The sequence below is a fragment of the Solitalea canadensis DSM 3403 genome (genome assembly GCF_000242635.2).
Classification (GTDB): Bacteria; Bacteroidota; Bacteroidia; order Sphingobacteriales; family Sphingobacteriaceae; genus Solitalea; species Solitalea canadensis.
Window position 1 is genome coordinate 907,941 of sequence record NC_017770.1, and the last position, 15,182, is coordinate 923,122.

Annotated in this window: 12 protein-coding genes and 1 tRNA gene; 7 read left to right on the forward strand and 6 right to left on the reverse strand. The window is 36.0% G+C overall.

Features of this window, described 5'->3' with window-relative positions; all coding sequences use genetic code 11:
• Positions 1 to 164 precede the first annotated feature (164 nt).
• The gene (locus SOLCA_RS03605; protein ID WP_014679090.1) at positions 165 to 5,312 is read left to right on the forward strand and encodes a PKD domain-containing protein; all 5,148 of its coding nucleotides are present in this window, start codon (positions 165 to 167) and stop codon (positions 5,310 to 5,312) included.
• Between the two features lie 81 nt (positions 5,313 to 5,393).
• On the opposite strand, the gene SOLCA_RS03610 is transcribed toward SOLCA_RS03605, so the two are convergent.
• Positions 5,394 to 6,014, reverse strand: coding sequence for an HAD family hydrolase (locus SOLCA_RS03610; protein ID WP_014679091.1), 621 nt, complete (start codon positions 6,012 to 6,014; stop codon positions 5,394 to 5,396).
• Positions 6,015 to 6,087: 73 nt separating this feature from the next.
• Here SOLCA_RS03610 and SOLCA_RS03615 point away from each other — a divergent pair.
• Together SOLCA_RS03615 and SOLCA_RS22105 are read left to right on the forward strand one after the other, a co-directional pair.
• Positions 6,088 to 6,161 (forward strand) — tRNA-Ile (locus SOLCA_RS03615).
• 1,083 nt (positions 6,162 to 7,244) lie between these two features.
• A complete protein-coding gene (locus SOLCA_RS22105) occupies positions 7,245 to 7,775 on the forward strand; it encodes an outer membrane beta-barrel protein (RefSeq protein WP_014679092.1) in 531 nt (176 codons plus the stop codon).
• A 238-nt stretch (positions 7,776 to 8,013) separates the two neighbouring features.
• Here the strand turns inward: SOLCA_RS22105 and SOLCA_RS03625 are convergent, their stop codons facing one another.
• Both SOLCA_RS03625 and SOLCA_RS03630 read right to left on the reverse strand, forming a co-directional pair.
• Positions 8,014 to 9,597 carry a DUF4983 domain-containing protein gene (locus SOLCA_RS03625; RefSeq protein ID WP_245536747.1) on the reverse strand — a complete coding sequence of 528 codons (1,584 nt, stop codon included), beginning with the start codon at positions 9,595 to 9,597 and terminating at the stop codon, positions 8,014 to 8,016.
• Between the two features lie 497 nt (positions 9,598 to 10,094).
• Positions 10,095 to 10,571, reverse strand: a complete 477-nt coding sequence (locus tag SOLCA_RS03630; protein WP_174270026.1) for a hypothetical protein — start codon at positions 10,569 to 10,571, stop codon at positions 10,095 to 10,097.
• On the opposite strand from SOLCA_RS03630, the gene SOLCA_RS03635 reads away from it, so the two are divergent.
• Together SOLCA_RS03635 and SOLCA_RS03640 are read left to right on the forward strand one after the other, a co-directional pair.
• Entirely contained in the window at positions 10,564 to 10,842 is a 279-nt protein-coding gene (locus SOLCA_RS03635) for an integrase core domain-containing protein (RefSeq protein WP_157604505.1), read from the forward strand. The genes SOLCA_RS03630 and SOLCA_RS03635 overlap by 8 nt on opposite strands.
• Before the next feature lie 138 nt (positions 10,843 to 10,980).
• Positions 10,981 to 11,133, forward strand: coding sequence for a helix-turn-helix domain-containing protein (locus SOLCA_RS03640; protein ID WP_456154233.1), 153 nt, complete (start codon positions 10,981 to 10,983; stop codon positions 11,131 to 11,133).
• 83 nt (positions 11,134 to 11,216) lie between these two features.
• On the opposite strand, the gene SOLCA_RS03645 is transcribed toward SOLCA_RS03640, so the two are convergent.
• Positions 11,217 to 11,804 (reverse strand): hypothetical protein, encoded by a 588-nt coding sequence (locus SOLCA_RS03645; RefSeq protein WP_014679095.1) that lies wholly within the window; start codon positions 11,802 to 11,804, stop codon positions 11,217 to 11,219.
• 36 nt (positions 11,805 to 11,840) lie between these two features.
• Complete coding sequence (locus SOLCA_RS03650; protein ID WP_014679096.1) at positions 11,841 to 12,839, reverse strand: hypothetical protein; 999 nt, start codon at positions 12,837 to 12,839, stop codon at positions 11,841 to 11,843.
• Between the two features lie 371 nt (positions 12,840 to 13,210).
• On the opposite strand from SOLCA_RS03650, the gene SOLCA_RS03655 reads away from it, so the two are divergent.
• Positions 13,211 to 13,870 (forward strand): hypothetical protein, encoded by a 660-nt coding sequence (locus SOLCA_RS03655; RefSeq protein ID WP_014679097.1) that lies wholly within the window; start codon positions 13,211 to 13,213, stop codon positions 13,868 to 13,870.
• Between the two features lie 74 nt (positions 13,871 to 13,944).
• Here the strand turns inward: SOLCA_RS03655 and SOLCA_RS03660 are convergent, their stop codons facing one another.
• A complete protein-coding gene (locus tag SOLCA_RS03660; protein WP_014679098.1) occupies positions 13,945 to 14,754 on the reverse strand; it encodes a universal stress protein in 810 nt (269 codons plus the stop codon).
• A 229-nt stretch (positions 14,755 to 14,983) separates the two neighbouring features.
• Here SOLCA_RS03660 and SOLCA_RS03665 point away from each other — a divergent pair, with 229 nt between their 5' ends.
• Complete coding sequence (locus SOLCA_RS03665) at positions 14,984 to 15,178, forward strand: RNA-binding protein (RefSeq protein ID WP_014679099.1); 195 nt, start codon at positions 14,984 to 14,986, stop codon at positions 15,176 to 15,178.
• Positions 15,179 to 15,182: the final 4 nt, after the last annotated feature.

Genomic DNA, 15,182 nt, shown 5'->3' on the forward strand with positions numbered 1-15,182 from the left:
CTATATTGTTTTGATACTGAAGCCTTCCCGATTTAATCGGGAAGGCTTCTTTTTTTATTATTAGTTAACTATTATTCTCTAACGGTGTTAAACAATATGAAAATTGATCTATCCTTTTTGTAATAAATTTTTAAATTTTACTATTTGTCAATAACTTGTTAGTTATGATGCGTTCGCTTCCATATTTACTTTTATTGCTCTCATTTTTCATTTCTTTTTCAGCACTGTCACAAGCACCAAATATTTTATGGGGAGAAGGAGAAGGAGGTGCAGGGCTTGATAAGGGAAATGCTGTAATTGCTGATAAAGATGGAAATTCATATGTATGCGGAGCATTCAGTGGTACTGTTGTAATTGGTACTACAACCCTCATTTCAAAAGGAGCAACGGATATATACATCGTTAAGTACGGTCCGAATGGTAATGTTATCTGGGCAAAATCATACGGTTCAGCTGCAGACGATGAAGCAAAATCAATTGCAGCCGACAGTCAGGGCAATATCTTTATTGCTGGTTTAATAGGCGGTGCCGTGAATTTTGATGAAAAAACTGTTCCCTATAATCAGGGTACAGATCTGTTCATCGCTTCTTTTAACCCTGGCGGTCAAAATTTAACAGCTTTTGCAGCAGGTGGAAGTGGTGTTGATATGGCAAATTCAATTGTTGTAGATAATAGTAACAACATCTATCTCACCGGTACTTTTTCAAATAGTGTAAATTTCAATTTTGATAATTCCGGAACTCCTGTTCAGGCTATAGGCAAATTGGATGCATTTGCTGCTAAATATAGCAGCTCAGGAAAATTAATTTGGGTTAAAAATATAAGTGAGAATAGTGCAAACGCAATTGGAAATTCAATAACCGTCGACTCGGATGGTAGTGTTTATATTGCTGGTTCTGTAGATCTTGATGCCTCACAGGTTCCAATGACTTATTTTACAAAACCACCAGCCAATAATGGCAAAGATGTGTTTGCAGCTAAGTATGATAGTGGTGGAAATTTTCAATGGGCTTTTAATTTTGGAAGTACGGCAGTTGATGACGCTACGGGTGTTTATGCAGGGAGTGATAACTCCATTTACTTAGCAGGTTTTTTTAGTAGTACAGTTGATTTCGATCCTTCTGCTGCAACAAACACTTTGACGGCTACAGGAATAAATGATGGCTTTATTTCAAAATTTGATAAAAACGGAAATTACAATTGGGCAAGGGATATTGGAGGTGATTCTCAAAGTCAGACATTTCTCAATTCATTAACGTTGGATGAGAATAACAATCTATATATAACAGGAGGATTTAGGGGAACGGTTGATTTTGACCCGTCTGCTTCCACAGCGAACGGGACAAGTATTGGACTTGGATTGGATATTTTTACAGCCAGATACGATGCAAATGGAAATTATACCTGGCATACATTGTTAAATGGAGATGGTTTTAATGATGAAGGTAAAGGGTTATTTGTTAAGGCAGGAAAAATACATTTAGCCGCTACTTTCGGAAGTTTAAATGGAACCACATCAAGTACCCTTTATTTGGATGTCGCTCATTGTAAAAGTGTTAAAAGCAATAATAGGTTAGATGGTTTCGTGGCTGTTTATACATCAGAACAAACGGCAGCTACGGATATTTTATCTTTCACACTGCCTCAGCAAATAGAACCTGCAGTTATTAACAGTACAGATCATACAATAACAATTAAAGTTCAGCCCGGTACGGATGTTACTAAGCTTACACCAAGTATCATTGTTCCCAATTGTTCAACTATCAATCCTACTTCCGGCGCGACAAGAGATTTTACCAATCCTGCAGTTTATCGTGTAACTGATCCTCGAATTGCAAATACCTTTGCCGATTGGACCATCACGGTTATTTCAGGTCCAGTTTGCGGAACTGTAGCAATTAAAGTGGATAACATCACATCAATAACACCTAATGATATTAACTCCTGCGAAGGAGAAAATTTAACCTTAAGTTCCATACTTACCGGTTCAGGAATTTCAACTCCGCTTTATACTTGGCAATTTAGTGCTGATAACACTACATGGACTACAATAGGCGCTAATGCCACCACATTAGCATTAAACAATGTTCAACTTGCAAACAGCGGATATTATAAATTAACCGTAAGCGGAACACTTCCGGATAATACTTCTTGTTCAATTGTGTCGCAAGTCATAAAGATCACCATCAGTATTAAGCCAGTTATTGCAGCCGATAATAATAAAACTATTTTATGTCCTGGCGAAGCAACCACACTAAGAATAAGCAATGGCGCAAAAGGAAAAAGGTACCGCTGGTTTATAGATGGAGGATCTATTGAAATACCAAACTCACCAGATTTTATAACCATTAATGAGCCAGGTAGTTATTTGGTTAGAATTGAAAATGACGGTTGCAGCTTACAGTCGGAACCAATTGTTGTTATTGCTGCGCCTTTACCCACAGCTCTATTCACATACGCAATTGATTGTACAACACCGGCAACAGTAAGTTTTACAAATACAAGTTCAATAACCGATGGATCCATCTTAAGCTATTCCTGGGATTTTGGCGATGGAACTCCGGCTGTAAGTGATGTAAATCCTGTACATACGTACACATCGGCAGGAAGTAAAAAGGTGATATTGACAGTAACCTCTTCTAACGGTTGTGCACAACAGGTTTATTCGTTAGATATAGTTATTGCAGGTGCTAATAATTTACAAGCACAGATTATAGCGACACAGGGACCTTTTTGCGTGGGTAATGAAATTACATTTAACGATGCATCAACCAAAGACTTTGGGGTTGTTGCTTATCGCCAATGGAAAGTTAATAACGCTATTCAAACGGAAACAGGCCCAACATTTAAGTTTACTCCGCTAACCAGTGGTGATTATACAATAAGTATGTCTGTAGGATACAATGCTACCTGCGGTGCTATATCAACAGCTACAGCACCACTAATTGCAGTAAAACCAAATGCAATTTCAGCTTTTTCAACAAGCATCAATTGCATTACTCCTGCAACGGTTGCATTTACAAATACAAGTTCAATTGACGATGGTTCTACACTTACCTATACCTGGGATTTTGGAGATGGAACTCCTGCGTTGATCACCACGAATAAGGTTATACCATCGCATACCTATACTTCCGAAGGAAACAAAACAATTACGCTTTCGGTAGCTGCTGCAAATTCTTCAGGTTGTTCACCTTCAGTAGTTACTCATGATGTAACAATCGTGGGCGCCGACAATTTGCAAGCGGTTATTTCGATTGAAAACCCTAGTTCTACGTATTGTGCTGGCAACGAAGTAGTTTTCAGGGATGCTTCTACACATGATTTTGGAACTATTAATTATCGCCAGTGGACAGTTAATGGGGTTATCCAGACGGAGACAGGCGATCAGTTGAAGTTAACACCTAATCAAAATGGAAGTTATAATGTAGATTTAGAGGTAGGATATACTTCCGCATGTCCGGTTACTGCGAGTACAACTATTCAAGTAAATCCTAGTCCGGTTGCTTTGTTCACCACAACCATCGACTGTTCAACACCTGCCACTGTTGCTTTTGATAATCAGAGTTCGATTTCAGACAATTCATCGCTCACCTATACCTGGAACTTTGGAGACGGAACGGTGTTGACAACTGCGGATAAAGTAATACCAGCACATACGTATACATCTGCTGGTGTTAAAACAGTAACACTTTCGGTGGCTGGAGCTTCCGGTTGTGTGCCTTCAGCTGTATCTCAGGACGTGACTATTGTTGGAGCGAATAATTTGCAGGCAGCTATTTCGATTGAAAATCCTACTTCTGCGTATTGTGTTAGCAGAGAAATAGTTTTTAGAGATGTTTCTACTCGTGATTTTGGAGCCATTAACTACCGCCAATGGATTATCAATGGTGTGGTTCAAACAGAAACAGGAGATCAGTTGCATTTAAATCCAAATCAAAGCGGCAGTTACCAGGTGGATTTAGCTGTTGGATATACTTCTGCATGTCCTGTTACAACAAGTACAACCATTCAGGTTAATCCTAATCCTGTCGCCTTATTTAGCACAACTGTCAATTGTTCAACACCTTCCACAGTTGCTTTTGATAATCAAAGTTCAATTTCAGATAATTCACCGTTGACATATGCCTGGGATTTTGGTGATGGTGCAACTTTGATAACGACTGATAAAAATACTCCAGCACATACCTATAGCTCATTGGGTGAAAAAATAATTTCACTGATTGTTACTGCCGATAATAGTAATTGTAACTCCATAAAATATGAGCAGAAAGTGACTATTTCGGGTTCAAATAATTTAACGCCTCAAATTACACCAATAAGTAGTGGCCCTTACTGCGTTGATGCATCGCTAAGTTTTAAAGATGATTCGAAAGTAGATTTTGGAACGTTGAATTATCGTAAATGGGAGATTAATGGAGTGGAACAGACCGAGAAGGGAGATGTATTAACATTTACCCCAATAGTTTCGCAAGATTATGTAGTAAGACTTACAGTAGGATTTTCTGAAGATTGCCCTGCTACACCTGTTGAGTACTCATTTTCGGTAAATGCTAAACCAACCGTCTCTCTTGCATCTTTTTCAACTGTTTGTGAAAATGATCCCGATGTCACATTAACTGGAGGGTCACCAGCCAATGGCGACGGAGGTACAGGATATTATACAATTGATGGAGGAACTCAACAGGTTACTGTTTTCTCGCCCCAGAAGGCCGGAGTAGGGGTGCATACCATAAAGTATACTTTTATAAACGGCACAACAGGGTGTGAAAATTCGGCTGAACAAACTATAACAGTAGGGGAGATTCCTGCAATTAATTGCAAGGATTATTCGGCTATACTTGGAATCGATTTGCCATTAAAAGTTGAATTAAGTTCTCAGGGAACCGATAATTATACTTACAGTTGGTCTCCAACTACAGGTCTTAGTGATCCAACGATTGCTAATCCTGTGTTAACTCCTAGTACCAATGTTCAATACACAGTTACAGTAGCCAACGGTAGTTGCACATCTTCTTGCGTAATCAACATAACAGTGCTGCCTAATGTGCAAATTCCTAATGTGTTTACCCCTAATGGAGATGGAATGAACGATAATTGGGTAATAGCGGGTATCGAAGACTATCCTGGTATGGAAGTGTACATTTATGATCGTTATGGCTCTAAATTATACTATACAAAGGGCTACAGTAAACCATGGGATGGATTATACAATGGAAAGAACTTACCTGCGGGTACCTATTACTATGTATTTAAACCTAATCAGCATCAATTGTCATCCTTCTCAGGGGCTGTCACCATTATGTATTAACTATTATGATTGACTAATAGTACACGCAAAGACACAAAGACTAAGAGTACTTAGCGTCTTTGTGTCTTTGCGGTTAAAAAATTATAAATACGGTGCAAGTACCTCCGAAAGGGGCTCTCCTGGGGCGACCAACCTTGTTTTTAATCCTAATTTTGCCGCAGTAGCCAAATGTTGAGGACTATCATCAATAAATAATGTTTCCTCAGGGATTAATCCATGGTTTTCGAGAACTACATTAAAGATTTCAGCGTCAGGCTTACGTAATTTCATAAAATGAGAATAATAATCTTTCTCAAAATATCCCGACATATCATCAATATTCCATTTCTCTTTTAGATAGTTGATAATCCAGGCATAATGGATTTCGTTATTATTACTCAATAGAAATGAACGGTATTTCTCTTTAATCTTGAGCAAAAGATCAAGGTTTCCATCATCAATACCGATTAAAAGGGAGTTCCATGCCTCAATAATTTGCTCAGAAGTAGCTTGTGGAGCAAACTTTTGAATGGCATTAACAAACTCTTCGGCAGAAATTTCACCTCTATCCAATTGATCGAAGAAATCTTCTTGTGCTTTATGTCCATAAATCTCATCAACGTTTGTCAAACCAAGTTTCTTGAAAGCTTGGCTAGTACGCTCAAAATCAATAGCAAAGATCACATTGCCGTAATCAAAAATTATATTTTTAATATTTTTCACTTAAATGGGAGTTAATTTCTTGTGAATTCGGCTGCAATTTTACATATTTGCGCTCGATTTGAGAAACAAATCAGGACCCTTAGCTCAGTTGGTTAGAGTAGGAGACTCATAATCTTTTGGTCCGGGGTTCGAGCCCCCGAGGGTCCACGGAAAAGAAAGCTTAATCTTAATTGATTAGGCTTTTTTTATTTCGACACCACAGAAATACTGGTTTATCTCGTTAGCAATTTGTTATTTGTAGGTGCATTTTACTGCATTTATTATGCAAATGTTGACGAATTGTTGACGAAAAAAACTACCCTGTGCCTGCCTTTAAACCTATCGCATAAGACAAAAGAAGGACGGAACATACAACGTTAAAATTCGGATTACTCATAACAGAACTGTTAGGAGAATTCCAACTTATGTTTATTCAAGTTCATTAGATTTACCCCGGACTCTTAAAATTAAAAATTAGGGCATTCTAGACCTATTTGAAACCCCATAAATTACAGGACATTATAAAAAATAATTTTTCCGTCGGCTTTATGGATTTACAAAGGTTTGAGCATCTTATTAAGGATTATAAAATTTGACTCAAAAACTAAGGAGTAAAATTTCATCTTATTTTCATACTTAGTCTAGATATTAAAGATTGGTTTGGTTTAATTGTTTGAAGGCCCGGTTCCCCGCTGGGCTATTCAATTTTTTGTACTTTTTACAGTTTTTTAGATCTAATATTGCTCAAAACAGTTTTGTGCCTAACAACACAACAATGCTGAATCAATAACTAAAATCTACTGACCTGTTGAACCTGATGGTGCAATGCCTAAATGTATTTGTCTTTAAACGTTGTGCATTCCGAAAACGATGTCATGCCATTAGGTACAATACAGTAGCCTGTTCGAGAATGAATTGTGTCCATATATTCGCATTTAATCACAGATCCAATGTGCCTCAGGATGACACACGGTTGATCGGTTTTTATCCTATGAAAGAATGTTCCAAGGGAACAAAAGATCGGTAGCCATAGCACGTCCGAAAAGAGATTGTACTGTTAGGTACAAAACATTAACGGTTCAGTTATCATATAAAACATACCTCCATTTTTGAATTAAATTTCCTGAATTGATACATTTTGAGGGTTAAAAAGAGTTTGAAATGAATATAATGTTTTTATTGTAAGCTATTATGATTAAATTGGATTAAGAAAACCCAAGTTTAACTATGTTTAGCATAAAGTAAGCTACTATGAAAATTATTAAACAATTTTTGCTCAGCTTATTCCTGATAATAATCTGTAACGTGACTATTAAGGCACAAGGATTTGGAGTCAGAGGAGGGTATAATTTTGCTAAAGTCACGGGGGGAGACTTGCCTGATAAAAGCAGCAATAATGGATTTTACGTTGGAGTTTTCTATGAAACACCCATTATAAAAAAACTACTTTATGTGGTACCAGAATTGCAATATTCAAAACAAGGATTTGGAGATGTTAGTCTTGATTATATCAATGTTCCAATACTCGCAAAAGTATATATATTAAAAATTATAAGCCTGGAATTAGGCCCGCAATTTGGTTTCAAAGTGGGTGATAGTGGATCATCAAGTGAAAATTATAGCTACAGTAGTTTCGATCCAGCTATTGCCGCAGGATTGTCTATTAATTTACCTTTTAGAATTTCTGTCAACGGACGCTATATAAGCAGTTTTAACGAAGTCGTAGAGGGTAGTGATTCTAAAAATATGGTTTTTCAGGCTGGTTTAGTAGTTAGATTTTGATAAGTAATGTTATTAACACACCTTATTCTGATCAACTATTGAAAAGCACCTTGTTATCACGCTTACTCAACCAAAATGTTTTTTTTCATTATTGAAACATTTGTTTGCAACTATGAATGTGTAGGTGTTCGATGATTTAAGATAAAAATCAAAATGCCTGATACAAACGAAAAGGAAACGATTCATAATCGTTTCCTTTTTGCGTTATTAGACCTCACTATCCTTAAATCAGATACTATTAATTAGGTATCCATGATCGTCCGTCTAAACCCCAGGATGGTGAGATCGGAATTCCCAACCATGTTAGTGCCGAATAAGCGTAATCGACCATATGTGGTACCTGGTTTGCCCTATAGCATTCTAATGTAGCGTTTGAGTTTGATCGGTTAAAAGTACCAGCCATTGTCATGTTTCGTGCAAATGGACTGCTGTCAACCAATGTGCTACCACTCTCGTTTGTACCTTTCCAGTAGCCTATCAATTTCGAATAATTTGGATGAGTAGTTGTAACTGATAAACCTGAGTTATTGACAATGGTAGCTGAATCCAAAGCTGCATTCCATACACGAACTTCACTAATTTGACCGTTTACGAAGTTTGAATAACCCAGAGTGCCATCTTGTCCAATCACCAACGGTAGGCCAGAATTGATATTGCCTATATTTGACATATTTACAGCTCCCAGATACATTCCATCCTGATAAGCCTTCATTGTTCCGGTGCGCGAAAAAGTTACGGCGAGGTGATGCCATTTGCCATCATTTATTGGATAGCCTCCTTCAAAATCAATCCGATTACTACCATCCCCAACATTTACTTTCCATGAGTTTCCTTTTGCAGCAAATATAAAACCTTTATTGTTACCCGAGTCCCAATCTTTGTTTGATACAATTGCCGGATCTCCAGCAAAACCTGTGGTTTTAATGCGACATTCAATCGTAAAATCCTGATTACTGCCAAAGTCATATGCGGTGTTAGAAACAGAAGCATAAATTTGTTCTGAAGAGTAGTTAACTACATCAGCATTAATGGTCGACTGAGATTGTAATGTTTTTGCCTCAATTTTATTAGATACAAAGTTTTTATTGTGGTAGATAGAAAAGATATTTCTGTCTTCGTAATTCTCTCCAGTATGATTTGTTCCCGACCCGCCATGATCCGGAGATACAATAATTAACCAATCCTCATTTGCATAATTAGGACGATTACGTAAGGCTGCTAATATTTCTCCAATATATCCATCGGTTGTATTAATAGCGCTTACATATTGAGGAACAGAAGAACTAAATCCATATGTATGACCAGCATGATCAACATCGTCAAATTGCATAAACAATATATCCGGGTTGTCAGTAGATAATGCCTTAACTACTTCATTCTTTACTTCCAGGTCTGTGTTTACGTTTCGCTTCACATCGATACCATTCATGATGTAATCGTTAATGGGTGTCCAATGAACAATTGACATGGTTCTATAAGCGGAGTTGTAAGTCTCTGTACGTTTTAAGAAGCATGGGTAATTCGTAAAATCATGTTGAATTGTAAAATCATTACCAGTAATGCCATGTTTTAAATGTGTCACTCCTGTTAATAATGTTGACCATCCATTACCACTCCACGATGGAGCTAAAGTTAAAGCATCCAGACTATAAACAGCGTTGTTTAAAAGGCTTTTGATGTTGGAAGTATTTGATGACATCATTACATCCTGTCGACATCCATCAATACCTATAATTAGGATCTTCTTGTTGTTTTGAAATGGTGTTTCTTTTTTGGGTTCAGGCTCATTCTCAGGACTTGAGTGGCATGAAATACATAGCATAGAAAATAAACCGAGCGTTAAAATTGCTGTCAAAGTAAAATTTGTTTTTCGTCTTAAAAAATGCATAATAATAAATTAAACAGGTAAAAATTTAGATGTTTTTTAACTCGGCTAATGTATGGAGATAACAATTTGTCATGTACTACTACATGAGTTTCACTTTTTAATAGATAGGATGTGAATGCTTGTAAAACAATTGTTTACTGTAAGTAATTATGGACTTAAAAATCAAAAATGTGTGTAGATGATGTAGTGTAGATTTATTAATGCTTCAGTCTAAATAGGAAAAGTGGGAATAGTGATGTAAGTTGAATATTTTTTTGTTGATTAATTTTATAAATAGTTCTTTTATAGCAGTGTGTAGTATTTACTTAAACTATGTGTATACAATAGTTTTTATAGGGTTAACTATCGTTAACTGACCATAAATCAATTGAAATCCTAAATCAAAAAACGCTCAAAATGGTTTGAACGCTTTTTGATTTAGAGCTTTTTAGCTACCTCATCGGAATGGATAATAACGGAATATTATTTCCAGATGCCATAGCACGGGTTTTACTTCGGTGCATTAATGAATCCCAAAATCCATGTTTTTGCGGAACCATCACAAGAAGGTCAGTTGATGTGTCTAACACCTCTTGCTTGATCGCTTTTATAACCTCCGTTGACTCAATATTTCGGTAATAATAGATGACGTCTGTTGTAATCGTATCAAAATTATACATATCGGCCTTTTCCTTAATTGCTTCAGCCTTTTCCATCACATTAAAAATTTCTACTGTAGCACCAAAAGTAGAGGCAAGTGACATGATTCCCTCTAAAGCTTTATTGGGCATTCCGTTGGCAGTGTCACAAGCAAAAAGAATATGCTTGATGCCTTGATATTTTACTTCCAATGGAATGGACAGGATAGGTATTTTTAATTTGTGTATTGCAGATGTGGTGGTATTACCCAAAAGCATTAGAATGGACAATGGACCTGAATTTATTTCTAAAAAATTAGATGATTGGAGTAAGGAAAATAAGGTAACCTTAGTATTTATTCAGCCAGGACAACCGACACAAAATGCCTTTATCGAAAGATGTAATGGAAGTATACGAAGGGAGCTATTAAATGCCTATGTGTTTAAAACCTTGAATGAAGTTCGGACAATGGCAGAAGAATGGATGTATGATTACAATTTTCAGCTCCCTCATCAGGCGTTAAACTTTAAAACTCCGATGGATTTATTGGAGGAAACTTGAAAACTCTACTTCTAAAAGGTCCTAAATTTGAGAGGGGATCAGGGAAGCTTACAAAACTGAAAACGAATTAACCATTTGAGTGTATGCCGATAATTGTGAATTTAGATGTGATGATGGCGAAAAGAAAAATGTCTTTGAATGAACTATCTGAAAAAGGTTGATCTAACATTATCGAATCTTTCGATTTTAAAAACAGGTAAAGCGAAAGCCATACGCTTTAGTACACTTGAAGCAATTTGTAAAGCGTTGGATTGTCAACCTGCTGATTTACTAGAATATTCTAAGGAATAATATTAAAAAGAGTGCTGAGCTTATAAAAGGTTCAGCACTCTTTATTTTTATAATTACCAATTAAAAGTCTTTTTGACTGTACTTTACTTTCTTTTTTTGTTAAAGAAACCAAAACCCAAACCACCTGATAATTTAGGAAAGTAGTAAGCTTCTTCACCTTGTTGTATTAAAGTAACACCCAAACCAATTTTTGTAAAGCCAACGATTTTGCTTTTTATTGGACGTACCCAATCAATACCTGTATCACCAACTGATGCGTCTGTCTTTATCAGATTGTTTTTATCCCATATTGCACCAAAGTTTGCATAGAAACTAAACCAGTTAGGCTGGTCTTCAATATTTAACAATTTATTTAAACGGTAGCTAATACCAGCTGAAATATAAGACGCTGATAAATCAGGGGATTTAATATTATCAACTTTCTTGCCTGACATACTAAAACCGCTATATTGCACCGTTAAGGCAAAGTTTTTCGATAGTGGCACACCAACTACTAAGTCAAGATTACCACCTAACTTATTAGTACTACTAACTCTACCAGTCGGAATTGTTAATCCAGGTGTTAGGCCAATATAAATCTTTTTGTCCATGTAATCATTGATTTGACCAAAGACAGATGGTGAAAAGAAAAGGAGAATAAATAAAAAACAGCTTAATTTATTGCGTAACATTCTGTATAAAATATGTTAAACTTTCTTTACTGGCTTTTACCACCACGAATTTATCCAAGGTATAATTCTTTGTGTAAAATATAAGTATCCCCCAAAGCCAGCTACTGCAGTATAAAAATAAGTACCACCAGTACTGCTAAAACCAACTGCACCAGTAACAATTGCAACAGTAATGGCAACTCCAATTACAACCTTGGCAACAGTCTTTATCACATTACCTAACCAGTTAAATAAACCTTCAGTTATTTTATTACCGCCATCTTCATTGGCTTGAATTAGTGCCAACCCAATTGTTAAATCAAGACTTGATAACAGGTAATTAGCTTTGCCATATAATGCATTCTTTTGGTCATGTGATAACGTCTTATTATCATCAATTGAATTTTTGAAATCAGCTACAGTTGACCGGAGACTTTTATCTGTGTTAAAGGCTAAACCTGAAGCATCGAAAGCTTGTTGAGGTCCGGTACTTTCACCAGCTGTTTTGCTTTCCTGGTATTTCAACAATTCGCTTTGCATGACTTCTTTAGCGTCCGTTGTAATGTCTGTGATAAGCTGATTCCTAAATGCAGTAGTCTCATTTACAACTTCGCCTTGATCTAATTGCAGCGTTTTAACTTGATCATCAAAGGTAGAAAACACTTCATTAATCAATCGATCGGCTGATTTTTCTGTAATCGTTTCCGGAAGATCAACAGGCTTTAAGCTCGGGGCTACATTTATTTCAGCTTGTAATTTAGCAAGTGTTTCATTAAACGCATTAACATCTTCTTGCCCTTCGGTTTCACCAATAAAAGAAACCATTTCGTTCTTAACAACAGCTAATATATCGGTTGTATTTTCACTGTTAACTTGATAGAACGAGCCATTTACCGTTGTAGGACTCAGTTTGTTTTTAATACGACTGAACAAAACTTCGCTTTCCTTCAGGTAAGTACCCTTATCAACCTTTGTTATTAACATGGTAGATTCTTCTTTTTTACACGAGGTAAATACGGTAATTAAAATTGCCGCTAACATAAAATTGCGTTTCATAAAATAGAACAAATGTGATGGTTGTCATTAAAATTTTTCATTTGCAGTAAGGTATCTGCAATTAGTGCGCACTAAGGGATGAAGCTATAGGAAAAGAAAAGAAAATTGTTGCTCGTAAATAGCTTATTTTAGTCGAATTTGTTTCACTAAAAAACACTACCTAAGTAGCCCTGTAATACGTTAAAAGTTTTCAGCTAGTCGAAAATATTATTTCATAACCTGTATTGATTTAAAAGGCTTTTGGGATGAGGTGATAAAAAATCGGTAAGGATTATAATTTTTGAAAAAAATAATCATTCCTTTAAAGCTTGGTTATAATTACTTTCGGTAATCAAAGTCGTTACAATAGATATTTAAAAGCTAATCACAACATGGACCAACTAAAACTAACCGGGGGAGCAAGAATTGGTTTTGCAAAAGCATCATGGCCCTTAGTAACCTTAATAGTTAATAAGGATCAAATGGAATTAAATGCTTCGATAATTGGGAATCTCGTTTTCCGGCCTGCCGACATTATTTCAATCGAAACTTATAGCCAGTTTCCGATAATAGGGCAGGGTATAAAGATCAATCATCGAGTTGAAAATTATAATCAAAAGGTAATTTTCTGGACATTTAATAATCCGTCAGTGGTAATTAATCAGATAAAGCAAACCGGATTTTTAAATAATGTAAGTGATAAAATTACTGCTAATGATCAATTAATAATTGATCAACAAAGATCAGGTGGTTTTCCAATAAAAATGCCGGTAGTTGTCATTGCAATAGTTCTTTGGAATATTTTATTCCTATCAGATATTGTTAAATCTTTCACTTCCGGCAAAGGAGGCTTCCCATTGAGTAATGGTGCTTTAACTGCTGTAGGATTATTATTTACAACATCCATTCTTACCTTAATATCTGAAGACTTTAGTAGATTAATTTTGAAAGAAGGCCGGACAATAAAGGATATCAGATCATCCCTTTATTTGATAATTTTTATAAGCGGTTTTCTGTTTATTGGATTCTTGTTAACCAAAAGTCTTGGCTAATTATATTAAAGCAAACAAGCCATCTTTTTCGGATGGCTTGTAAATTAAAGAGCTTTTAGTTTGATATAAATAGTTTACATCGGAATAGATAACAAAGGAATATTATTTCCAGATGCCATAGCACGGGTTTTACTTCGGTGCATTAATGAATCCCAAAATCCATGTTTTTGCGGAACCATCACAAGAAGGTCAGTTGATGTGTCTAACACCTCTTGCTTGATCGCTTTTATCACCTCTGTTGACTCAATATTTCGGTAATAATAGATAACGTCTTTTGTAATGGTATCAAAATCATACAGATCGGCCTTTTCTTTAATTGCATCAGCCTTTTCCATCACATTAAAAATTTCTACTGTCGCACCACATGTAGAGGCAAATGACATGATTCCCTCTAAAGCTTTATTGGGCATTCCGTTGGCAGTGTCACAAGCAAAAAGAATATGCTTGATGCCTTGATATTTTACTTCCAATGGAATGGACAGGATAGGTATTTTTAGTTTGTGTATTGCAGATGTGGTGGTATTACCCAAAAGGTCTTGTTCGAATGATTTTTTTGCCATACCCATAACCAACAAATCTGCATCGTATATCTCAATGCAACGGTTAATTTCCTCATAAAAGTCACCCGTAGCAAAATGCGGTATTGTTTGTATGTGGTGAGTTTTATTAAGGTTGGCCATGAGCGCTTCTAATCTGCCACGTTTTATTGCAAGTAAATCCTGCATGGTGATAGTTGATGCTCTTGCGTTTAAGGCATGAATGGAAAGATTGTACAAAGAGAATATTATTAATTCATACCCTTGCTTCTTTGCAATATTGATCGCATATAACGTTGCGTTCTCGGCTTCAGCAGAAAAATCTGTGGCTACAATTATTCGTTTCATATTGATTAAAAATAACATTAAACATTGCCTTCTATAGCCCAGTGCAAAATTTCATGAATATTTCATAGGGTATAATGTCAATTCCTTTGACCTTTAAGATAGAATATTGCCCGTTGGATTTTTATGTCGAAAATCATTTTTCCATTGATAAATACTACAGAAACAACTTTCAGAACGGTTGCAAACAAAGTATATTGTGGTTGAACTCTCTTTAATCAACTAAATCAATATGACTAATAATTCAGCGGAGCCATTAAAAGATGGCGATCAATGCACAGTTATTGTAGGCACACATAAAGGAAAATCTGGTACAGTAAGAGATTTAAATACTAGTAAAACCGGCCACCTGACAATTACGGTGGTACAAGAAAATGGTGTTCGGTTTAAAACGCTTGCGAAAAATGTAGTGGTTCAAAAAGAGTGATTAT

Coding starts and splice junctions, on each gene's coding strand:
- SOLCA_RS03605 (WP_014679090.1), top strand. CDS start 165: ATGATGCGTTCGCTTCCATATTTACTTTTATTGCTCTCATTTTTCATT.
- SOLCA_RS22105 (WP_014679092.1), top strand. CDS start 7,245: ATGAAAATTATTAAACAATTTTTGCTCAGCTTATTCCTGATAATAATC.
- SOLCA_RS03625 (WP_245536747.1), bottom strand. CDS start 9,597: ATGCTATGTATTTCATGCCACTCAAGTCCTGAGAATGAGCCTGAACCC.
- SOLCA_RS03635 (WP_157604505.1), top strand. CDS start 10,564: ATGGACAATGGACCTGAATTTATTTCTAAAAAATTAGATGATTGGAGT.
- SOLCA_RS03640 (WP_456154233.1), top strand. CDS start 10,981: ATGAACTATCTGAAAAAGGTTGATCTAACATTATCGAATCTTTCGATT.
- SOLCA_RS03645 (WP_014679095.1), bottom strand. CDS start 11,804: ATGTTACGCAATAAATTAAGCTGTTTTTTATTTATTCTCCTTTTCTTT.
- SOLCA_RS03650 (WP_014679096.1), bottom strand. CDS start 12,839: ATGAAACGCAATTTTATGTTAGCGGCAATTTTAATTACCGTATTTACC.
- SOLCA_RS03655 (WP_014679097.1), top strand. CDS start 13,211: ATGGACCAACTAAAACTAACCGGGGGAGCAAGAATTGGTTTTGCAAAA.
- SOLCA_RS03660 (WP_014679098.1), bottom strand. CDS start 14,754: ATGAAACGAATAATTGTAGCCACAGATTTTTCTGCTGAAGCCGAGAAC.
- SOLCA_RS03665 (WP_014679099.1), top strand. CDS start 14,984: ATGACTAATAATTCAGCGGAGCCATTAAAAGATGGCGATCAATGCACA.